We start from the raw sequence: 19,977 nt of genomic DNA, 5'->3' as shown, positions 1-19,977 counted from the left end.
ATAATGAAAGGATTTCGTTTTTTCTTACTTCCAGGCGGACAAATATTTCTTTCGGTATTTGCTATCTTCCTCCGATTCAATCAATGTCATTGCTATTTCCTTAATATGCTCATCATTGATTTCATCGTATAATTTTTTTAAACCTTCAATCATATCGTATCGAATCAAGGTATAATGTTTTTCGTTCATTCCATTTTTGAAGCGTTCAATAATATGATTGAGTACCATTTCTTTTTGTTCTGGCCCAGCTAAACCAACCTTCCAAATCGATTGTAAACTATGCCGGGCGGTGACAAATTTCGGATCCTTGGTCACTTCCCATAACGCTGGAAAATCGCAAAGCATCCGTTTATCCGGATCACTGATTGCTAAACCAGCAAGAAACTGTGCGGCCCTCGATCTCCTGTGATTATCGGGATCGGTCAGCCATTCTATTAATTGATCCCAAACTTCATAGGCCCAGTCTACTTTTCCTTTTGTGGCATCCATAATATTCTGAAAGGCTTCCAATTGTAGGCTTTTGTCCTTTGCTTCTAGATTTTCAAAATAAGATTTCGTTATACTATCCATCGTATCACCTTAAAATGATTAGTTATTATACTTTTTTTACTTGGGCTCTTTCAAAAAACGCAAGTTCCTTATAAAATCTACCCGCTTATAATCGCCTGGATCTGCAGCTGCTCGCACAAATTGTCAGCTCAGTAATCCTCATTCATACTCATCTAAAATTTCTTTTAACGTCAGCGCCAATGCATGATATACATAAAGTCCCGCCATTAACGACGGATATCCGATTCTTTCGCCGGTATCGTCAGGTACAAGCGGTTTTTTCAGCTTTGTGTCAATCCACACGTCGCAGTAATTTTCAAATGCTTCTCTGCCTTCTGTTGACACTGCGATGATGCCTGTTTCTTGTTCATGGAGACTGCGGACGAGGTCTAGTTCGTCTTGTTCTGTCGTTCCTTGGAGAAACATTAGCACTTTGTCCTGCGGTGTTATTTCTCCGATTTCTTCCGGGAACTCTTTGACATAGGGAAGGGTTTCCCTGCCATAAATCGCTTCCTTGGCGATCCCTGAGAATTCATTTTTTCCGTATATATAAACGGTATGTCCGCTGATAGCTGATTGGGCAAGCATTCTGGCTCCGTCTTCTATTGCTTCTTCTTCTTGGTCGTGAATTCTTTTAAATAGTCCAGAAAGCTGGGTCGTAAAAATTTTCAGCATGTCTTGCTGTCCCCTTTGCATAATAATATGATTTCATTATATCTCACCTTGCCATATAGAAAAATATCAGCAGAAATTGTCGGAAAGTTGCCGATTATAATTAAAGGAAATAAGAAGATGGAACAGAATAGTTTAAATAACGAATAAAGTGTAAAATTATGAAATTGGGGTGTAAAATATAATGAAGGAAAAAATTTTAATCGTTGACGACCAATATGGGATTAGAATTTTATTAAATGAAGTTTTTCATAAAGAAGGCTATGAAACTTTTCAGGCGGCCAATGGAATGCAAGCACTTGATGTAGTAAAAAACCATCGTCCCGACCTTGTGCTGCTTGATATGAAAATTCCTGGAATGGATGGAATCGAAATTTTGAAACGTATGAAGGTGATTGATGAAGATATTCGAGTGATCATCATGACAGCCTACGGGGAATTGGATATGATACAGGAATCAAAAGACCTCGGAGCTTTGACCCATTTTGCGAAACCGTTCGACATTGATGAGATAAGAGATGCAGTAAAAACATACCTCCCGCTGAAATCTAATGGTTCCTATTGAGGATATCTTCTCTCAATGTTGCCGAATGGATTAAAAATTGGTATCCTATAGATGGAGAAAAGCCATGCACGCTATCTAATTAGTTTACATATGACTTTTTTTAAGTCATGCTAGGATAAATAGCTTTTTTCTAAAAGGAAACTAGGCTACATAAGGAGGATTTTCGACATGCCTTTAGTATCTATGACGGAAATGTTGAATCAAGCAAAAGAAAAAGGTTATGCAGTTGGTCAATTCAACTTGAATAACCTAGAGTTTACACAGGCGATTCTTCAAGCTGCAGAAGCTGAAAAATCACCAGTAATCCTTGGTGTATCAGAGGGCGCCGGAAGATACATGGGAGGATTTAAAACGGTTGTTTCTATCGTTAAAGGGCTTATGGAAGACTACAACATCACAGTGCCTGTAGCTATTCACCTTGACCACGGTTCAAGCTTTGAATCTTGTGCAAAAGCGATCCATGCAGGCTTTACGTCTGTTATGATTGATGCATCTCACCATCCGTTTGAAGAGAATATTGCGATCACTTCTAAGGTTGTTGAGCTTGCCCACTTCCACGGTGTATCTGTAGAAGCTGAACTGGGCACAGTTGGCGGACAAGAAGATGATGTTATTGCGGAAGGCGTAATTTATGCCGATGCAAAAGAATGCCAGGAATTAGTTGAACGTACTGGAATCGATACTTTGGCTCCAGCGCTTGGCTCTGTGCATGGCCCGTACAAGGGAGAGCCAAATCTTGGATTCAAAGAAATGGAAGAGATTGGTGCTTCAACTGGACTTCCTCTAGTACTTCACGGAGGAACTGGAATTCCAACTGCAGATATCAAAAAAGCAATTTCTTACGGTACTGCAAAAATTAATGTGAATACAGAAAACCAAATTTCTTCTGCTAAAGCAGTTCGTGCTGTGTTGGCAGAAAAACCTAATGAATATGATCCACGTAAATACCTTGGACCGGCTCGCGAAGCTATTAAAGAAACGGTTATCGGTAAAATGCGTGAATTTGGTTCTTCTCAGCAGGCTTAATGGTATTGGCTAGTGCCTTTAACAGGCTGCTGGCCAATAAAACCGCCTGAATACATCAGGCGGTTTTATCGCAATTTGTTAGAAAGCGCAAACATAAAAGGAGGATGTAGTATGTTATTTTTTATTGATACCGCAAATATTGAAGATATTAAAGAAGCCCATGAGTTAGGTATTCTTGCCGGTGTAACCACTAATCCTAGTTTGGTAGCAAAAGAAAACGTATCATTCCACGACCGTCTGCGCGAAATAACAGATATTGTGTCAGGTTCAGTAAGTGCTGAAGTCATTTCTCTCGATGCAAACGAAATGATTGAAGAAGGAAAGGAACTTGTGAAAATTGCTCCGAATATCACAGTGAAAATTCCGATGACACCTGATGGCCTGAAAGCTGTTAAGGCTTTAACCGATCTTGGGATCAAAACAAATGTGACTTTAATCTTTAACGCCAATCAAGCGCTTTTGGCTGCAAGGGCAGGAGCGACCTATGTTTCTCCATTCCTTGGACGTCTAGATGATATTGGCCATGACGGGCTTGAATTGATTTCTGAAATAGCCCAAATATTTGAAATTCATAAACTCGATACGCAAATTATTGCTGCATCCATTCGCCATCCTCTTCATGTTACAGAGGCCGCTTTAAGAGGCGCTCATATTGGAACCATGGGATTAAAAGTTATTAAAAGCTTAACGAAGCATCCTCTTACAGATAAAGGGATTGAGCAATTTTTAGCGGATTGGAACAAAGAGCTTTCTTCGTAGGTTGAAAGAAGACAAGCGGGAGAATCCCCGCTTGTCAGATCTTCCTATAGGATGCTGGAAACTACTGTGTTTCTAGTGAACCTCATAAAGCTTCGTAAATTCTTCAATAATCTTCGGAAAAATTGTATTCTTTCCTGTTGAATTGGATAGATTTTTGAAAGGCACATTTTTCTCCGCCGCTAATTCTTCCTAAAGGCGGGATTTCTATACTTCGACTAGTACGCCTTTGAATTCTTGCAAGAAATTCTACTCTTTAAAAAGTGACCTCTTCAGAAAGGGAGACGATTATGGAAAAGTTAAACATTGCAGGGGGCGAGCCTTTAAGAGGGTCTGTCCATATAAGCGGAGCGAAAAATAGCGCTGTTGCCCTTATTCCTGCAACGATTCTAGCGGATTCAACAGTCACCATTGAAGGTCTTCCGAAAATTTCCGATATTTTCATTTTGCGTGATTTGCTTCGGGAAATAGGAGGAAATGTCCATTTGGAAAAAGGAGAAATGGTCGTAGACCCAACTCCGATGATTAGTATGCCGTTGCCAAATGGAAAAGTAAAAAAACTGCGGGCATCCTATTACTTAATGGGAGCGATGCTAGGGCGGTTCAAAAAAGCCGTCATTGGTCTTCCTGGAGGCTGCCATCTTGGACCTCGTCCGATCGATCAGCACATTAAGGGCTTTGAAGCACTCGGTGCAGAAGTCACCAATGAGCAAGGGGCGATCTATCTAAGAGCCGAGAAGCTGGTAGGGGCCCGGATTTATCTCGATGTCGTCAGTGTAGGTGCAACGATTAATATCATGCTTGCAGCTGTCATGGCAGAAGGAAAAACGATCATTGAAAACGCAGCAAAAGAGCCTGAAATTATTGATGTTGCAACACTTTTAGCGAATATGGGAGCAAAAATTAAAGGTGCCGGGACAGACGTCATAAGGATTGAGGGAGTAAAATCTCTTCATGGCTGCCGACACGCGATTATTCCTGATAGGATTGAAGCGGGTACTTTTATGATTGCCGGCGCAGCGATGGGCAAAGAGGTTCTCATTGATAATGTGATTCCAACACACTTGGAATCACTCATTGCCAAGATTCGTGAAATGGGGATTCGAATCGAGACGAGCAATGATCAGGTCCTGGTAATTGGAGGGCAAAAGGAAATCAAGCCTGTCGATATAAAGACACTCGTTTATCCGGGCTTTCCGACTGACCTTCAACAGCCGATGACGGCTCTGCTCACAAAGGCCAGAGGCACAAGCGTCGTCACGGATACCGTCTACTCCGCACGTTTTAAGCATGTTGACGAGTTAAGGAGAATGGGCTCCGACATCAAAGTGGAAGGTAGATCAGCAATCATTACCGGCACAAAGAGCTTGCAAAGTGCAAAGGTAAAGGCAAGCGACCTCAGGGCCGGAGCGTGCCTTGTTGTCGCAGGCCTTATCGCAGACGGCGTAACCGAAATCACTGGCCTTGAGCATATCGACAGAGGCTACAGCAATTTGGAGGAGAAGCTGACCAGACTTGGCGCTGCCGTTTGGAGAGAGAAACTTTCTCAAGAGGAAATAGAACAGCTGCAAAATTCGTAGCATCAAAAAAAGCAAACAAAGGGGAACGATAACAATGGAGAGAAGTTTATCAATGGAATTGGTACGTGTGACGGAAGCTGCTGCTTTAGCTTCTGCGAGATGGATGGGGCGCGGAAAAAAAGATGAAGCTGATGATGCAGCAACAAGTGCAATGAGAGATGTATTTGATACCATTCCAATGAAAGGGACAGTCGTTATTGGCGAAGGGGAAATGGACGAGGCGCCAATGCTTTATATCGGGGAAAAGCTTGGAAACGGGTACGGCCCCCGTCTGGATGTAGCGGTAGACCCTCTTGAAGGGACCAATATTGTTGCCAGCGGCGGCTGGAATGCCCTTGCGGTAATTGCCGTTGCTGACCATGGAAATCTGCTGAATGCACCGGATATGTATATGGATAAGATTGCTGTAGGTCCGGAAGCCGTAGGTCTCATTGATATTGAAGCGCCTGTGATTGATAATTTAAAGGCAGTTGCGAAAGCAAAAAATAAGGATATTGAAGATGTCGTAGCAACGATTTTATATCGTGAGCGTCATGAAAAGATTATTTCTGAGCTTAGAGAGGCCGGCGCCAGAATAAAGCTGATCAACGACGGTGATGTCGCTGGCGCCATTAACACCGCTTTTGACCATACCGGCGTTGACATCTTGTTTGGCTCTGGCGGAGCGCCTGAAGGAGTATTGTCAGCCGTTGCCTTAAAGGCTCTCGGAGGAGAAATTCAAGGCAAGCTCCTGCCGCAAAGCGAGGAAGAACTAAAAAGATGTGCAGCAATGGGCATCGATGTTAACAGAGTCCTTCGGATGGAAGACCTGGTTAAAGGTGATGACGCCATTTTTGCAGGAACCGGCGTTACTGACGGAGAGCTGCTTAAAGGTGTGCAATTTAAAGGAAGCGTTGGAACAACTCACAGTGTAGTTATGCGTGCAAAATCAGGTACCGTCCGTTTTGTAGACGGCCAGCACAGCCTGAAGAAAAAACCCAACCTCGTAATTCGTCCATAATCGAAAGGATTTTCTTCATCAAAAGAAAAAGCGGGACCATCCTGCTTTTTCTTTTAACAAGCAAAAGACATCTCTATCATTTTGATGTCAAAAAGGAATTACGCTTGAATATTCTTTTAAAATAGGGTAAAACTAAGAGGTACTGCTATTTTCTGCGTATCCTGCTTCTTTTTAGTCAGGGCAAATCTATTTTCCCTGCCGCAAAACTTTTATGTCTTCACATGAACCAGCCCGGAATTTTTCATTCCCTTCAGTCTATACACTCAGTATTTAAATCCTATTGCCTTAATCCCTTTAAGGACAGACGTGTAATGTAAGAAGAAGCTGATTTATCTTGTGATATATTTCAATAATGCAAATGGTTTATGAAAGTAGAAAGCGTACACATTATGATTAGAAAAGTGTGGTGTTCTTATGAAAGTTGTATCTATTTCAACTTTAGAAAATATGAAATTAAAAGAGCTGTATGAATTGGCGAGACATTATAAAATCTCCTATTACAGCAAACTGACAAAAAAAGAACTGATTTTTGCTATCCTAAAGGCAAATGCAGAGCAGGAAGACTTGCTCTTTATGGAAGGCGTACTGGAAATTATCCAATCAGAAGGCTTCGGTTTCCTCCGCCCGATTAACTATTCACCAAGCTCAGAGGATATCTACATTTCTGCTTCGCAAATCCGTCGTTTTGACTTAAGAAATGGGGACAAGGTCTCCGGAAAAGTACGTCCGCCGAAAGAAAATGAACGGTACTACGGTTTGCTTCACGTGGAAGCTGTCAATGGCGATGATCCTGAAACTGCGAAAGAACGTGTTCACTTCCCGGCTCTGACCCCTCTATATCCAGATAGACAAATGAATCTGGAGACGAAGCCTCATGGGCTGTCAACGAGAATAATGGACATTATTTCTCCTGTTGGTTTTGGGCAGCGCGGACTGATTGTTGCTCCGCCAAAAGCCGGAAAAACGATGTTGCTAAAAGAAATTGCAAACAGCATAACAACCAATCAGCCGGAAGCTGAGCTTATTGTTCTGTTAATTGATGAGAGACCTGAGGAGGTAACGGATATTGAGCGTTCCGTCGATGGTGATGTCGTAAGCTCTACCTTTGATGAGGTTCCGGAAAACCATATTAAAGTGGCAGAGCTTGTTTTAGAGCGCGCCATGAGGCTTGTGGAGCATAAAAAGGACGTTATCATCCTAATGGACAGCATTACCCGGCTTGCCCGTGCATATAATCTCGTCATTCCTCCGAGCGGCAGAACTCTTTCCGGAGGGATTGACCCCGCGGCCTTCCACAGACCAAAACGCTTTTTTGGAGCTGCGAGAAATATCGAAGAAGGCGGCAGCTTAACCATTCTAGCTACAGCTTTAGTCGATACGGGTTCACGTATGGATGATGTGATTTATGAAGAATTTAAGGGAACGGGAAATATGGAGCTTCATTTGGATCGTGCTCTAGCGGAAAGAAGAATATTCCCGGCAATCGACATCAGAAGATCTGGTACTCGAAAAGAAGAACTTCTTGTGCCGAAAGAGCATCTTGACCGCCTTTGGGCTTTACGGAAAACGATGTCCGATTCTCCGGATTTTGCCGAGAAATTTATGAGGAAAATAAAGAAAACCAAAACCAATCAGGAATTTTACGATTTGTTGACTCAAGAGTGGAAGCAGGCAAATATGACTCCTGCTACAAGAAGATAATAATGTATTGAAATTATCTTCTGATTCTGATAAGATGACTTTATGTGCTTTCCGAATGATATTGATTTTGGAAAAGTAACTCTGTTTCCGGAAAGGATTCAGGGCGGAAGGAGATGACTATCTATGAAAACGGGAATCCATCCTAATTTCAATAGAGCGACTGTGAAATGTGCTTGTGGAAACGAATTTGAAACAGGTTCAGTAAAAAACGAGGTGCGCGTTGAGGTTTGTTCTGAATGCCATCCATTCTATACTGGCCGTCAAAAATTTGCTTCTGCTGATGGTCGCGTTGATCGTTTCAATAAAAAATACGGACTTAAGTAATTTTTGGATATTAAAAGTAGGCAAGCATTGTTCTTGCCTGCTTTTTTTGTCGTTAGACCTTATAAGGATCAAGCCCTGTCCTTTTAATCTTATCCTCGTTTTTCATAAAATAGTGCTATGAAATGGGAAAAATAGGAGAATATATAGGGGGATATTCATTCTTTTGTTTTATTACCTCTATGATTCCATTTATAATGAATATGGAACCAAAAAAGAATTGCAAGGAGTAATATATGGCACAGTTATTTTTTAAATACGGGGCAATGAACAGCGGAAAATCGATCGAAATATTAAAAGTAGCACATAATTATGAAGAGCAAAATAAAACCGTATTAATTTTTACATCCGGAATCGATACAAGAGACAAGATCGGTTACGTCTCTAGCCGGATCGGATTTAGTAGAGAAGCGATCCCGATTTTTGACGAGACCAATATTTATAATATCGTCCAGGAATACGAGCCAAAGCCGCATTGCGTACTCGTAGATGAGGTGCAATTTCTTAGAAAAGAACATGTGTTGGAATTGGCGAAAATTGTAGATGAACTAAATATCCCTGTGATGGGCTTTGGTTTAAAAAATGATTTTCAAAATGAACTGTTCGAAGGAAGCAAGTATTTATTACTATACGCGGACAAGATTGAAGAAATGAAAACCATTTGCTGGTTTTGCGAACGAAAGGCTATTATGAATTTACGGGTTGATAATGGAAAGCCTGTATACACCGGTGACCAAATCCAAATCGGAGGGCATGAATCCTATTACCCTGTATGCCGCAAATGCCATGCTAATCCGCCATTATAATCAAGCCATCTGAAGCTTTTTTCAGGTGTTTTTTTTCGAAAACACCGTCGATTTCGAGAGCATTAACCCGATAAATAGAATCCGTTGATTGTAATAAATTTTTTATATTTAATTTGAGTTCAATTAAAGGTTAATCATTTAAAACAAAGTTCGATTATTGAAAATAAAGATTGATGAAAATAACCCCTGATATAGGGAGGATTTCTTATGATATATGATAATCAAAATAAAACAATTACCACTAAACGGCTGATACTAAGACTGTTTCAAAAATCTGATGCAGGAGCTGTTACTAAACTTTGTAATAATTATAACCTTTATAAAAATACATTGTATCTACCTTATCCATACTCTATAGAGGATGCTTTTTCGTGGATTGAACATCATCTTGGTAATTTTAATGCAAATAAATTATATGAATTTGCTATAACGGATAAGGAAAGTGGAGAATTATATGGAGCTATAGCGCTATCTAATAACCAAAAATTTAATAATGGTGAAATAGCCTATTGGATTGGTGAAGATTTTTGGGGAAATGGATATGCTACAGAGGCAGCGCAAGCTATATTACAATTTGCATTTGATGAAAAGCAATACCATAAAGTATTTGCTCGTTACTTTGATTCAAATCCTGCTTCAGGGAGAGTTTTGCAAAAATTAGGCATGAAAAAAGAAGGGATATTAATTGACCATGTGAAGAAAGAAAATCGATATGAAGATCTAATATATTGTGGAATTATTAACCCGATAGGATTATAGTTCTTATAAAGGAACAACTCCTAATTCGCATCAATTATCTAGCAAATAATAAACAAGCAATATTGGGATATTCCATGATTTACAATTCATTTCGGTTCTGTTTTCGAGTGCAAGGGTAGATTTTACATAAAAGAAAAAGGGAATACGCACAACGAAAACCGTCTTAAGCTTGCTTAAGACGGTAAGGGGAGACATAATCATAAAGCAATATTTTATTATACGATGTTACTGTGATTGAGCGCTTATAATTTATTCTCTATCGGAATTGCAACAGGAGTCCGAGCTTTTTGAGTGATCATATTCATCGTGGAGGCGCCACCATTTATAGGGCGGGGTTTGCGGCCATCCCTCAGGTGAATCTTCCCAACCCTCCTGCCGGCCGAGTGCTGTCAGATCGAGGTATTGGAAGTTAGGGTTCAGCCATTCGGTGCCGTCTAAGGTATAGTAGGTACGGAAGATGCTGTCGCCATCACGGAGAAAAACGCTCAAACCCGGCACCTCGCCATTATCTGTAGTTTTCTCGAAATCATAGTTAAAGTCGCTGCCAAACGAGGAGAACCACGGTACGGTCCAGCCCATGCGCGCCTTGAACGGCTCAATCTTGGACAGCGGCGCACGGGAAACGAGGACCAAGGAGGTGTCGCGGGCGTACAAATGAGCAAGATGGCCGATTCCGTCGACCAGCATTGAACAGCCAACGCAACCCTTGTCCCAGCTTGGGTCGAACATATAGTGGTAGACGATGAGTTGGCGTCGTCCTTCGAATAGTTCAAGCAAGCTCTTTGTGCCGTCCGGGCCCTCGAAGATGTAATCCTTGTCGTTCTGGACCATTGGAAGCCTGCGGCGTTCTGCGGCCAACGCGTGCAATTCATGGGTGAGTTCCTTCTCCTTGACATGCAGCTTTTCGAGAGCATCATGCCATTCTTCCTGTGACACAATTTTCGGCTGTTGAGCAATTTTTTCATTATTTTTCATATAGATCCTGCTCCTTTCTGTTTCTTAAAAATTTGCTTTTGTAAGTTCTATAATCCAGAGTGTTCAATGACACGCTTCATCTCTTCAATTTTCCCTATATGAATCGCCTCATGAACGATCACAAAACCTGTTATTTCTCCAAACGTTTTATGTCCGAGAAAAGGTGTTTCGAATGCATCATTTAATCGCTCAGAAGGAAGCTGTTGAAGGTGAACCGGCTGATCCTTCAACTTTGTGATTAGCTCGTCTAAACTGGGTGCTTCCGCTTTCCAATCAGTTGGCTGAGTACCAGTGGCAAATAATTCGACATAGTGTGCTGGAAGATGGATGGTATTGTCGGAGATACCGAACATTAATTGGTCTGTAACGGTTAATACATGCCCGATATGCCATTGAATCGTGTTGTTAAAACCGTCTGGCTGCACTTTTGCTTTTTCCTGCGAGACTGATTCTGCTGCTTCAATCAACCAACCTCTTGTCATTTCAAATTGTTTGAACAATAGATGGTTCATGTTCTATCTCTCCTTTTCCTCTGTCGTTCTCCTAGTGCGTCATTTTCTTCTTTGATTGTCAATCTGTGTGCTGTAAAATCGCTGGAATGACAATATCCCAGACTGTTTTTGGCAGCTCGTGTCCAATCTGTTCTAAAGTAATTAATTTGGCACCTGGAATCTCCTTCTCAAGGGCGAGTGCGTTGCCATAGGGAAAAAAGGGATCCTCCGTACCGTGAACCACAAGAGTCGGGGCAGTCACCTCTCCGAGTCGCTCCCTCCAACGATCCCCCTTTTTAATCAAAGGCGGGTTTTTCATGCTCGACGCAATATTGACGGTACGGTCAAAGATGCGATCTGCGAGACTATGTTTGGTTGTTTTGTCGAAGAACTGTGAATTGGAAAGAGCATGTCCAAAATTGACAATGTAATCGATTACTTCAGATCGATTAGACCAGTCGGGATCCGCCATTCCCCTGAGCTTTGCCATGAACTTATTCGAGTGTTCCGGAAGGTCGGGGTCATTGGCTCCGTGAGCAGTAGGTCTTGTTGAGATCAAGGTGAGTGATGCAACCCGATCGGGATAATCAAGTGTTGCAAGCTGGCTGATCCATCCGCCTATTGCAAAACCTACGAAATGGGCTTTGGCCAGACCAAAATGGTCAAGCAGGCCTACAGCATCTGCTGCCAAATCACGGAGGCTGTACCGGGGATCCCCCGGCTCGTAGTTGACTGATCGCCCGAAGTCGCGGAGATCGTAGCGAATAACGAAACGGGAGCTTTCCGCGAGGCGCTCGCAGAAATCGTTGTCCCACCAGTGCATTGAGCAGGACAACGGGGCGCCGCTGATAAGTAGAATCGCCGGGTCTTTAGGACTTCCGAATGTCTCGGCACAAAGTTCCACCCCATTTGCTTGGACCATCTTTTCGTGGTTTTTTGTCACTGAATTCTCCTCCTTAGTTTAGCTGCCGGAATTTTTAGTCATTTAATCTACTGTTCATATTGTAAGTTTACTATATTTACAAGTTTAGAATTTCTTCTCGATTGCTGTTTATGGACTTAAAAGATTGATGTACTTTTTCATAAATTTAAGGACAAAATATTCTTAACATGCAAAAACGTATTCAGGTCCTTATTACTATATATTGCTTTTAGAACTAATCTTTCTGTCATGAAAATCTGCCATTTTTACTAAACATCTGATTCTAATGTATGTTTTTTTTAACTAAAAAAATTGAGTAATTTGATGAATAATTAATCTAATTAAATAATATTGTTTTATGCTAAAGGCAGGCATACAATGGACAAGAATTATCCTGCATGTAAATAAAGGTTGTAATCGGATTCATTTAGGCGCTTGCCGATTTCGAAGAAAGGAGTTAATAATGAACAACATCGTAAAAACAAAGGAAGGGTACTATAAAACTGCTCTACGAGGTAAAGACGTATTATCAATTCCGAGGTTAAATAAAGGTGTGGCATTTACGTTGGAAGAACGTGAAGAGCTAGGACTTGAAGGTCTGCTGCCTCCTAAAGTGCTTACACTCGAACAGCAGGTTGAACGGGCTTATGAGCAATTTTCTACACAGCCTGACCGGCTTCGCCAAAATGTGTACTTAAACGATTTGCAAAATAGAAATGAAGTTTTGTTCTATAAACTGCTTAAAAATCACCTGAAAGAAATGCTTCCTGTTGTCTATACGCCGACCGTCGGTGAAGCGATCCAGGAATACAGCCATGAATATCGCCGTCCGCACGGTATTTATCTTTCAATAGATGACATAGACGGAATTGAAAAGGCATTTGAAAATTTACACGCGACTGCCGGTGATATCGATCTGATCGTGACGACGGATTCAGAAAGTATTTTAGGTATCGGAGATTGGGGAGTAGGCGGTATTAATATTGCGGTAGGAAAGCTGGCGGTCTATACAGCTGCAGCTGGAATCGATCCCGGCCGAGTAATCCCTGTTGTTCTTGATGTAGGAACAAACAATCAAAAATTAGTGAACGATCCGCTTTATATCGGAAACAAGCATCCGCGAGAGACCGGAGAAAAATATGATGAGTTTATTGATGCCTACGTGAAAGCAGCCACTAAATTTTTCCCATCAGCTCTTTTACATTGGGAGGATTTCGGCAACTTTAATGCGCGTAATATTATGAAGAAATACAATCATAAATTGCCAACATTTAATGATGATATCCAAGGAACCGGAGCTGTCACACTTGCTGCGGTATTATCTGCGGTTAAGAAATTAAATACCAGCTTGAAAGACCAGCGAGTTGTTATTTTTGGCCCTGGGTCTGCGGGCATCGGAATTGCAGATCAGATCCGTGATGCGATATCGCTTGATGGCATAACAAAAGAAGAAGCGGAGAAAAAATTCTGGGCAGTTGATTATCGCGGCCTTCTTATTGAAGGAATGGAAGATATACGTGATTTTCAAAAGCCGTATTTGCGTGCAAAAGATGAAGTTGAATCATGGGCAAAGAATGAAAAAGGCGAGATCTCTCTTTATGAAGTGATCAAACAAGTGAAACCAACGATTCTAATTGGTACATCTGGAGTGGCTGGAGCATTTTCTGAAGAAATTGTCAAAGAAATGGCTGCTCACACGGAACATCCGATCATTCTTCCTATGTCGAATCCGACGAATCTTGCCGAAGCGGTTCCAAGTAATTTGCTTGAATGGACCGACGGAAAAGCATTGATTGCCACTGGAAGTCCTTTCGATCCAGTTGAATACAAAGGCGTAACATACGAAATCGGACAGTCAAATAATGCGTTTGTTTTTCCTGGACTTGGCCTCGGAACGATCGTTTCCAAAGCACAAGTGATGAGTGATGCGATGTTTGCAGCTGCAGCAAATGCGGTGGCGAATATGACAAATACAGAGAGCAATGAAGCCGGATTGCTTCCGAAGGTTGATGAATTGCAAAAAGTATCGATTCAAGTCGCCGTTGATGTTGTTAAGGCTGCGGTCGATGAAGGAATAGCAAGAGTCGTCCCTGAAAATATAGAAGAAACAGTTAAAGCTGCGATGTGGGAGCCGGCGTACCGGTCTATCATTGGAAATTAATATTAATATAGAAAATTTAAGTTAGTCTACAGGAGGGATAACGATGAACTTTTTTTCCATACTTATCCTTTTAGCACCTATATTTTTTGTTATCCTCTTGGGATGGTTTGCGGGCCGTTATGGCGGATATGATGGGAAATCTTCAAAAGGAATCAGTTCTTTTGTTACAAAATATGCACTTCCTGCACACTTTTTAGCAAGTACGCTTGCGACACCAAAGGACGAATTCAAAGCGGAGATCCCTCTGATGGTAACGCTGGTTTTGGGGATCATCGGTTTTTACATTATCGTATTATTGGTCGTTCGTTACGTATTTTCATATCAATTGACTGGAGCGTCCATGTTCTCGCTAAACTCAGCCCAGCCAACTTTTGCGTTTATGGGGATTTCTGTATTAGGAAGCTTATATGGAGCAGGTGAGGTGGCCATTCCGATTGCCATTACGGGAATCGTTGTTAATGCTTTGCTTGATCCTTTATCAATTATAATTGGCACGATAGGAGAAAAAGCCGCTGATCGTACCGAAGGGCTTGGAAAGGTGACCCTAAAAGCGATTTTACATGGTTTATCAGTTCCGCTTGCGTGGGCGCCTCTTCTTGGCACATTGCTGGTATTTCTGGGATTTAAAGCTCCTGATCTGATCGGAAATATGCTGGATATGATCGGCACCACCACTTCTGGAGTCGCGTTGTTTGCGGTAGGGGTTACAGTGGGAATTAAGAAAATAAAATTTAGCTTTCCGGCATTTAGCATTGCTTTCTTAAAAACAGTTGTACAGCCGATATTTACATTTGGTATTGCTTTGCTTATAGGACTTACGGCAGATGAAGTAACGAAGTCAGTTCTGCTCGTAGCCTTTCCGGGTTCAGCAGTTGCAGTCATGATTTCTACTCAGTTTAAAAGCCAAGAAGCCGAAACAGCATCAGCTTTTGTGATTAGTGCAATCCTGTCATTAATTACATTGCCCATACTTATTTCACTTCTTGTATAACGAAAGAAAGAACCTTTATCGTGTGATAAGGGTTCTTTTTCTCATTTATATTCGATCATTATGAAAACGAGAATAAGGATTTCAGCCGTTTTTTTGGTTTTTGATTCTCGATAGAAGCGGCCATTTCAGTGGCAGCTAGCTTCTCATTCGATTTTTGCAGCTGTTCCTCCATATCAACAAGCTTTGATTGAAGGTCTTCGAGTTCTCTTCGATGCTGCAGGAGCTGATAGGAAACAACATCATCGGCTTTTTGGGTCAGCTTTTTTTCAAGATTGGAGATGATTTTCCCCATATGCTCCATTTCCGCATTGGCTCTTTGGCTGAGGTTCTCAAGCTTTTGTTCTAAAGCAATGATGTATTCCTTCTGTCCATGGTCAAATCCCGTTCTTTCTGTCCAAACAAAAGCCTTTTTGTGGTTTTCGCTTTTACTGGCAACTTCATGCATGGATGCGCCGTTTTTTAATTGGTCTTTAATTTTTTTTAGCGCCTCAACATCTTCATTGGTAAATTCATAATGGCCATATTCGTTCCGAGATGCAGGGAAATCGAGCTGTTTAACCCACCGCTGTACCGTTTTTGTAGAAACCCCGAGTTCACTTGCGACGACAGTTGTGTTCATTTTCCATACCTCCCTTTTTCAGAAGGTATTCTACTTGCTAAAGAGAGTATCCTTTCTGTTAGACAAAACAAGAAGTAATTCGGCAAAGAAAGTGCTGCTTCAATTAGATACGAGCCAAATGTCGATTCTTGTGATCAGCCTTCATAAAGCTCAAGGGGAAGCCCGTCTGGATCGCTAAAGAAGGTAAAAGCTTTTTCTGTATAGGGATCAATCCGAATCGGTTCGGTTTGAATGCCTTTTTTGTTCAAGTGTTCAACTGCTTGATGAATGTTGTCGACCTTGAATGCCAGATGGCGAAGACCGGCTGCTTCCGGACGTGACGGCCTTGACGGTGGAGAAGGGAAGGAGAAGAGCTCGATTGCATAATCCCCATTTAGCGAAAGGTCGAGCTTATAGGAATCTCTTTCTTCCCTGTAGACCTCGGCGATAATTTCGAATCCGAGTATATCCGTATAAAAAGATTTTGACTTTTCATAATCAGTGCAAATAACAGCGATGTGGTGGATAGCTTGCAGCATAAGAAAAAACTCCTTTTATATAGATTTTTTTCGCTCAGTTTAATCTTATCAAATTCGCTTTGCTGTGAAACGTGAAAATTGGACTGTATTTGCTTTTGACGGCATGCGTTCACTGTACTATAATTAAAATGTTATGCGTATATAAAACAGAGGTGAAGTCTGTGTTAGATCGGCTAAAATCAATTGAAGATCGCTATGAAGAATTAAATAAGCTGTTAAGTGACCCAGAAGTCATCAGCGATTCAAATAAGCTTAGAGAATATTCAAAAGAACAATCCGATATTCAAGAAACTGTTGAAGTATATAGAAGGTATCGAACGATAACGGAAGAATTGCAAGATGCAAAGGCGATGCTCGAAGAAAAGCTGGATGCCGACATGCGTGAGATGGTTAAAGAAGAAGTGTCAGAGCTTCAGGCTGAGGAAGAACAATTGGCTGAGCGATTAAAAATTTTGCTCATTCCAAAAGATCCGAACGATGACAAAAACGTAATTATGGAAATCAGGGGCGCTGCCGGCGGAGAAGAAGCGGCGTTGTTTGCTGGAAACCTGTATCGTATGTACAGCCGCTATGCTGAAATTCAAGGCTGGAAAACTGAAGTGATGGAAGCAAGCGTCACAGGTACCGGCGGATACAAAGAAATTATTTTCATGATCAACGGAAATGGTGCTTACTCAAAGATGAAGTACGAAAATGGAGCCCACAGAGTTCAGCGTGTTCCGGAAACAGAATCCGGCGGAAGAATCCATACATCTACCGCGACTGTAGCCTGCCTTCCTGAAGCAGAGGAAGTTGAGGTCGATATTCATGAGAAGGATATCCGTGTCGATACATTTGCATCAAGCGGTCCTGGAGGCCAAAGCGTAAATACGACGATGTCAGCTGTACGATTGACTCACCTTCCAACAGGTGTCGTAGTGTCCTGTCAGGACGAAAAATCGCAAATCAAAAACAAAGAAAAAGCAATGAAGGTTCTTCGTGCTAGAATTTATGATAAATTTCAGCAGGAAGCTCAAGCGGAATATGACCAAAATAGAAAGTCAGCGGTTGGTACAGGTGACCGCTCCGAGCGTATTCGCACCTATAATTATCCGCAAAACCGGGTAACAGATCATCGCATCGGCTTAACGATTCAAAAGCTGGACCAAATCATGGAAGGAAAGCTTGATGAATTTATTGATGCATTGATTGTTGAAGACCAATCAAGCAAGCTTCAAAGGGCTGAAAACTAAATGAACACCGTATTTGAGGCCCTTAAATGGGCTTCTTCTTGTTTGAAAGAAGCAGGAAGAGACGAAAATGCAGCAGAAATCCTGCTGCTTCATGAATTAAACACGGACAGGAGCCGGCTGCTGGCAAGCCTGCATGACTCAATTTCTAATCTGCAGCTGGATCGGTTTAGCTCAATGGTTAAAAGACATGCAGAAGGTATTCCAGTGCAGTATATAACTGGAAAGGAATATTTTTACGGACGCGAATTTGTCGTAAACGAAGATGTCTTAATTCCACGTCCGGAAACGGAAGAGGTCGTTTTGTTCGCACTGTCGAAAATCGAAACGGTTTTTCCGGGTGAAAAAGGACTGCGGGCAGTTGATGTCGGGACAGGAAGCGGAGCGATTGCGATTACGATGGCATTGGAAAACTGCGAACTTTTCGTAACAGCCACCGATATTGCACAAGCTTCTTTGAAGGTAGCCTCTGAAAATGCCAAACGGCTTGGAGCCAAGGTCGAATTCGTTTGCGGAGATTTGCTCAAGCCGCTTGTCCAAGCGAATCAGAAAGCGGATATCATTGTCTCCAACCCTCCCTATATTTCGCTGGAGGAACTAGATACCCTTTCTGAAACGGTCCGACTCCATGAGCCGGTACGAGCTTTAACTGATGGTTCGGACGGGTTAGGCTTTTATAAACGCTTCATGGAGGAATTGCCCAATGTCTTGGCTGATCGCTGCATCGTTGTATTTGAAATCGGGCACACTCAGGGCGAGGCCGTCCGATCGCTTTTATTGAATGCATTTCCGCAAGCGGAAGTCCAGGTGAAACAAGATATCAATGGAAAAGACCGAATAGTCTATGCGGTTATCGCAAAGGAGGAAGCAGTGCCTAGCTGATGGCGCTTCTTCTTTTATTTGGTCTCGTATATCATTGGGAGAATTGTAATGATAGCTCAGGTAAACAAATATTGAAAGACTACTTGATGGATTTTGGAAGATGTTCTACTCTATTTCCAACCTCGAGGATCTTGAATTAGGACTTCCTTTAAATAACATTAGCGATTTTGTTATTTGACTTAATTTTTATTACAGCTGAAAGAATAGCTATGTGTAAGAGGGTTATGAAGTATTAATTCTACCTCTCCATTAGTTTCGTAACATTTAGTAGTTAATAACTCTATTTCTTTATTATTGAATGCACTCGCAGAAAAAGTTAATAAAGAAGAAACAAGAAGAATTGTTGCAAAAATAATGGATATTCCCGCAACGTGCTTGTTTTTCATCAGGGTCATTTTACAGTCTCCTTTTATTTTAACGATCATTTATATAAATTAATTATACCAATAAAATACAGTCAACAAAAGCGCGTGTATGGAGGTGACGATCGGATTTCAGGATTGTCAGTTTCATATACACATGAACATGGGCTGCGCTGATTCCTCTTCAAACATGGAGCCCTGCCTTGCTTAATAAGGCATAACTTCAACCTTCCTCACGTTTACATCCATTTCTTTATATGAGATTCGTATGAAAGTATTAAGAAAAAATAAGAATAATAGATTCTATTTGTTTAAACCGGATTTTCTCTGTCCATACTATTCATAGATATCGGGGGAGAGGAACGGTGAGTAAAAAATGAAAAAATCATTTTTAGCATATATCTATATTTACTGTTTGCTAATCGGAGCGATCGCCAGTTTATATAAAGAGGAAACGGCTCAATCGACCAGCGGTGAAACCAAAGTCATTCCTGATGAAGCGATAAGGCTTCGCATATTGGCGAACAGCGATGCTGAAGAGGATCAGGAACTTAAGCGAAAAATCAGAGATGAAGTGAAGGGCGAAATTACATCCTGGGTACAGGATTTAACGTCTGTTGAAGAAGCGAGAAACGTCATCCGCTCAAGGGTTCCTGAGCTTGAAGAAGTGGCAGAACAAGTGATGGATCAGGAAGGAATGAGTCAAAAGATTTCGGTCGAATTCAATAAAGTTGCATTTCCGACAAAGCTTTACGGGAACTTCGTCTATCCGGCAGGCGACTACGAAGCGGTATTAATTACTCTCGGAGAAGGGCAGGGAGCGAACTGGTGGTGTGTCCTGTTTCCGCCTCTATGCTTTCTCGATTTTTCAAATGGAGAGGCTGTCCAGGAGCCGGAAGAAGAAGAGTCTAATGAGAGTATTGAAGAGAAAGAAGAATTAAGCTCTCTTACTGAGGAAAATTCAGAAGATGAAGAAGAACCTAAGGTCAAATTCTTTTTAGTTGAATGGTTTGAAGGTCTTTTTTCTTAAATGAACGGGCATATACCTGCACATACCCTCATAAATTGAAGTAAGGAGATAAACTATAGGGG

The 19,977-nt window shown here is 41.6% G+C and carries 22 protein-coding genes; 14 read left to right on the top strand and 8 right to left on the bottom strand.

The features are described from left to right. Positions 1-24: 24 nt before the first annotated feature. Positions 25-570: a hypothetical protein gene (locus AM592_RS15125; protein ID WP_053604572.1), complete on the bottom strand. Its 546-nt coding sequence runs from the start codon at positions 568-570 to the stop codon at positions 25-27. 138 nt (positions 571-708) lie between these two features. Beyond that, complete coding sequence (locus tag AM592_RS15120) at positions 709-1,224, bottom strand: DUF2529 domain-containing protein (RefSeq protein WP_053604571.1); 516 nt, start codon at positions 1,222-1,224, stop codon at positions 709-711. Between the two features lie 178 nt (positions 1,225-1,402). On the opposite strand from AM592_RS15120, the gene AM592_RS15115 reads away from it, so the two are divergent. The 9 genes from AM592_RS15115 (at position 1,403) to AM592_RS15075 (ending at position 9,735) form a co-directional block, all read left to right on the top strand. Then, positions 1,403-1,786: a response regulator gene (locus AM592_RS15115; protein WP_098945249.1), complete on the top strand. Its 384-nt coding sequence runs from the start codon at positions 1,403-1,405 to the stop codon at positions 1,784-1,786. A gap of 168 nt (positions 1,787-1,954) precedes the next feature. After that, positions 1,955-2,812: a class II fructose-bisphosphate aldolase gene (locus tag AM592_RS15110; RefSeq protein ID WP_053604569.1), complete on the top strand. Its 858-nt coding sequence runs from the start codon at positions 1,955-1,957 to the stop codon at positions 2,810-2,812. A 111-nt stretch (positions 2,813-2,923) separates the two neighbouring features. After that, the gene (fsa, locus tag AM592_RS15105; RefSeq protein ID WP_053604568.1) at positions 2,924-3,571 is read left to right on the top strand and encodes a fructose-6-phosphate aldolase; all 648 of its coding nucleotides are present in this window, start codon (positions 2,924-2,926) and stop codon (positions 3,569-3,571) included. 287 nt (positions 3,572-3,858) lie between these two features. Then, positions 3,859-5,148 (top strand): UDP-N-acetylglucosamine 1-carboxyvinyltransferase, encoded by a 1,290-nt coding sequence (locus tag AM592_RS15100; protein ID WP_053604567.1) that lies wholly within the window; start codon positions 3,859-3,861, stop codon positions 5,146-5,148. Positions 5,149-5,182: 34 nt separating this feature from the next. After that, positions 5,183-6,148: a class II fructose-bisphosphatase gene (gene glpX, locus AM592_RS15095; protein WP_053604566.1), complete on the top strand. Its 966-nt coding sequence runs from the start codon at positions 5,183-5,185 to the stop codon at positions 6,146-6,148. A gap of 414 nt (positions 6,149-6,562) precedes the next feature. Next, a complete protein-coding gene (gene rho / locus AM592_RS15090; protein WP_053604565.1) occupies positions 6,563-7,849 on the top strand; it encodes a transcription termination factor Rho in 1,287 nt (428 codons plus the stop codon). Positions 7,850-7,972: 123 nt separating this feature from the next. Next, positions 7,973-8,173, top strand: coding sequence for a 50S ribosomal protein L31 (gene rpmE, locus AM592_RS15085; RefSeq protein ID WP_053604564.1), 201 nt, complete (start codon positions 7,973-7,975; stop codon positions 8,171-8,173). Positions 8,174-8,406: 233 nt separating this feature from the next. Continuing rightward, entirely contained in the window at positions 8,407-8,976 is a 570-nt protein-coding gene (locus AM592_RS15080; protein ID WP_053604563.1) for a thymidine kinase, read from the top strand. Positions 8,977-9,183: 207 nt separating this feature from the next. Next, positions 9,184-9,735 carry a GNAT family N-acetyltransferase gene (locus AM592_RS15075; protein WP_053604562.1) on the top strand — a complete coding sequence of 184 codons (552 nt, stop codon included), beginning with the start codon at positions 9,184-9,186 and terminating at the stop codon, positions 9,733-9,735. Positions 9,736-9,984: 249 nt separating this feature from the next. Here the strand turns inward: AM592_RS15075 and AM592_RS15070 are convergent, their stop codons facing one another. From AM592_RS15070 to AM592_RS15060, 3 genes are read right to left on the bottom strand one after another with little or no spacing between them, the layout of a single operon-like run. Next, entirely contained in the window at positions 9,985-10,710 is a 726-nt protein-coding gene (locus AM592_RS15070; protein ID WP_053604561.1) for a DUF899 domain-containing protein, read from the bottom strand. A gap of 47 nt (positions 10,711-10,757) precedes the next feature. Then, entirely contained in the window at positions 10,758-11,222 is a 465-nt protein-coding gene (locus AM592_RS15065; protein ID WP_053604560.1) for a DinB family protein, read from the bottom strand. A gap of 58 nt (positions 11,223-11,280) precedes the next feature. Beyond that, on the bottom strand, positions 11,281-12,144 hold the full coding sequence (locus tag AM592_RS15060; protein ID WP_211086144.1) for an alpha/beta fold hydrolase: 864 nt from the start codon (positions 12,142-12,144) through the stop codon (positions 11,281-11,283). Positions 12,145-12,586: 442 nt separating this feature from the next. Here AM592_RS15060 and AM592_RS15055 point away from each other — a divergent pair, with 442 nt between their 5' ends. After that, positions 12,587-14,284 carry an NAD-dependent malic enzyme gene (locus tag AM592_RS15055; protein ID WP_053604559.1) on the top strand — a complete coding sequence of 566 codons (1,698 nt, stop codon included), beginning with the start codon at positions 12,587-12,589 and terminating at the stop codon, positions 14,282-14,284. Between the two features lie 43 nt (positions 14,285-14,327). Then, a complete protein-coding gene (locus AM592_RS15050) occupies positions 14,328-15,275 on the top strand; it encodes an AEC family transporter (RefSeq protein WP_053604558.1) in 948 nt (315 codons plus the stop codon). Positions 15,276-15,333: 58 nt separating this feature from the next. On the opposite strand, the gene racA is transcribed toward AM592_RS15050, so the two are convergent. Then, positions 15,334-15,894 carry a chromosome-anchoring protein RacA gene (racA, locus tag AM592_RS15045; protein ID WP_053604557.1) on the bottom strand — a complete coding sequence of 187 codons (561 nt, stop codon included), beginning with the start codon at positions 15,892-15,894 and terminating at the stop codon, positions 15,334-15,336. 134 nt (positions 15,895-16,028) lie between these two features. Next, positions 16,029-16,412: a VOC family protein gene (locus AM592_RS15040; protein ID WP_053604556.1), complete on the bottom strand. Its 384-nt coding sequence runs from the start codon at positions 16,410-16,412 to the stop codon at positions 16,029-16,031. Positions 16,413-16,573: 161 nt separating this feature from the next. On the opposite strand from AM592_RS15040, the gene prfA reads away from it, so the two are divergent. Then, positions 16,574-17,644 (top strand): peptide chain release factor 1, encoded by a 1,071-nt coding sequence (gene prfA, locus AM592_RS15035; RefSeq protein ID WP_053604555.1) that lies wholly within the window; start codon positions 16,574-16,576, stop codon positions 17,642-17,644. Then, positions 17,645-18,523 carry a peptide chain release factor N(5)-glutamine methyltransferase gene (prmC, locus tag AM592_RS15030; protein ID WP_053604554.1) on the top strand — a complete coding sequence of 293 codons (879 nt, stop codon included), beginning with the start codon at positions 17,645-17,647 and terminating at the stop codon, positions 18,521-18,523. It begins immediately after the preceding gene. Positions 18,524-18,702: 179 nt separating this feature from the next. On the opposite strand, the gene AM592_RS15025 is transcribed toward prmC, so the two are convergent. Beyond that, on the bottom strand, positions 18,703-18,918 hold the full coding sequence (locus AM592_RS15025; RefSeq protein ID WP_053604553.1) for a hypothetical protein: 216 nt from the start codon (positions 18,916-18,918) through the stop codon (positions 18,703-18,705). Positions 18,919-19,261: 343 nt separating this feature from the next. On the opposite strand from AM592_RS15025, the gene spoIIR reads away from it, so the two are divergent. After that, a complete protein-coding gene (spoIIR, locus tag AM592_RS15020) occupies positions 19,262-19,915 on the top strand; it encodes a stage II sporulation protein R (RefSeq protein WP_053604552.1) in 654 nt (217 codons plus the stop codon). Positions 19,916-19,977: the final 62 nt, after the last annotated feature.

The sequence above is a fragment of the Bacillus gobiensis genome (assembly GCF_001278705.1).
Taxonomy (GTDB): Bacteria; Bacillota; Bacilli; order Bacillales; family Bacillaceae; genus Bacillus; species Bacillus gobiensis.
The sequence above is the reverse complement of the archived record's forward strand: the minus strand, read 5'-3'. Positions and strand labels throughout refer to the sequence as shown.

Bases quoted from the DNA above. Each gene is read 5' to 3' on its own strand.
- AM592_RS15125 (WP_053604572.1), bottom strand. From the start codon at position 570: ATGGATAGTATAACGAAATCTTATTTTGAAAATCTAGAAGCAAAGGAC.
- AM592_RS15120 (WP_053604571.1), bottom strand. From the start codon at position 1,224: ATGCTGAAAATTTTTACGACCCAGCTTTCTGGACTATTTAAAAGAATT.
- AM592_RS15110 (WP_053604569.1), top strand. From the start codon at position 1,955: ATGCCTTTAGTATCTATGACGGAAATGTTGAATCAAGCAAAAGAAAAA.
- fsa (WP_053604568.1), top strand. From the start codon at position 2,924: ATGTTATTTTTTATTGATACCGCAAATATTGAAGATATTAAAGAAGCC.
- AM592_RS15100 (WP_053604567.1), top strand. From the start codon at position 3,859: ATGGAAAAGTTAAACATTGCAGGGGGCGAGCCTTTAAGAGGGTCTGTC.
- glpX (WP_053604566.1), top strand. From the start codon at position 5,183: ATGGAGAGAAGTTTATCAATGGAATTGGTACGTGTGACGGAAGCTGCT.
- rho (WP_053604565.1), top strand. From the start codon at position 6,563: ATGAAAGTTGTATCTATTTCAACTTTAGAAAATATGAAATTAAAAGAG.
- rpmE (WP_053604564.1), top strand. From the start codon at position 7,973: ATGAAAACGGGAATCCATCCTAATTTCAATAGAGCGACTGTGAAATGT.
- AM592_RS15080 (WP_053604563.1), top strand. From the start codon at position 8,407: ATGGCACAGTTATTTTTTAAATACGGGGCAATGAACAGCGGAAAATCG.
- AM592_RS15075 (WP_053604562.1), top strand. From the start codon at position 9,184: ATGATATATGATAATCAAAATAAAACAATTACCACTAAACGGCTGATA.
- AM592_RS15070 (WP_053604561.1), bottom strand. From the start codon at position 10,710: ATGAAAAATAATGAAAAAATTGCTCAACAGCCGAAAATTGTGTCACAG.
- AM592_RS15065 (WP_053604560.1), bottom strand. From the start codon at position 11,222: ATGAACCATCTATTGTTCAAACAATTTGAAATGACAAGAGGTTGGTTG.
- AM592_RS15055 (WP_053604559.1), top strand. From the start codon at position 12,587: ATGAACAACATCGTAAAAACAAAGGAAGGGTACTATAAAACTGCTCTA.
- AM592_RS15050 (WP_053604558.1), top strand. From the start codon at position 14,328: ATGAACTTTTTTTCCATACTTATCCTTTTAGCACCTATATTTTTTGTT.
- racA (WP_053604557.1), bottom strand. From the start codon at position 15,894: ATGAACACAACTGTCGTCGCAAGTGAACTCGGGGTTTCTACAAAAACG.
- AM592_RS15040 (WP_053604556.1), bottom strand. From the start codon at position 16,412: ATGCTGCAAGCTATCCACCACATCGCTGTTATTTGCACTGATTATGAA.
- prmC (WP_053604554.1), top strand. From the start codon at position 17,645: ATGAACACCGTATTTGAGGCCCTTAAATGGGCTTCTTCTTGTTTGAAA.
- AM592_RS15025 (WP_053604553.1), bottom strand. From the start codon at position 18,918: ATGACCCTGATGAAAAACAAGCACGTTGCGGGAATATCCATTATTTTT.
- spoIIR (WP_053604552.1), top strand. From the start codon at position 19,262: ATGAAAAAATCATTTTTAGCATATATCTATATTTACTGTTTGCTAATC.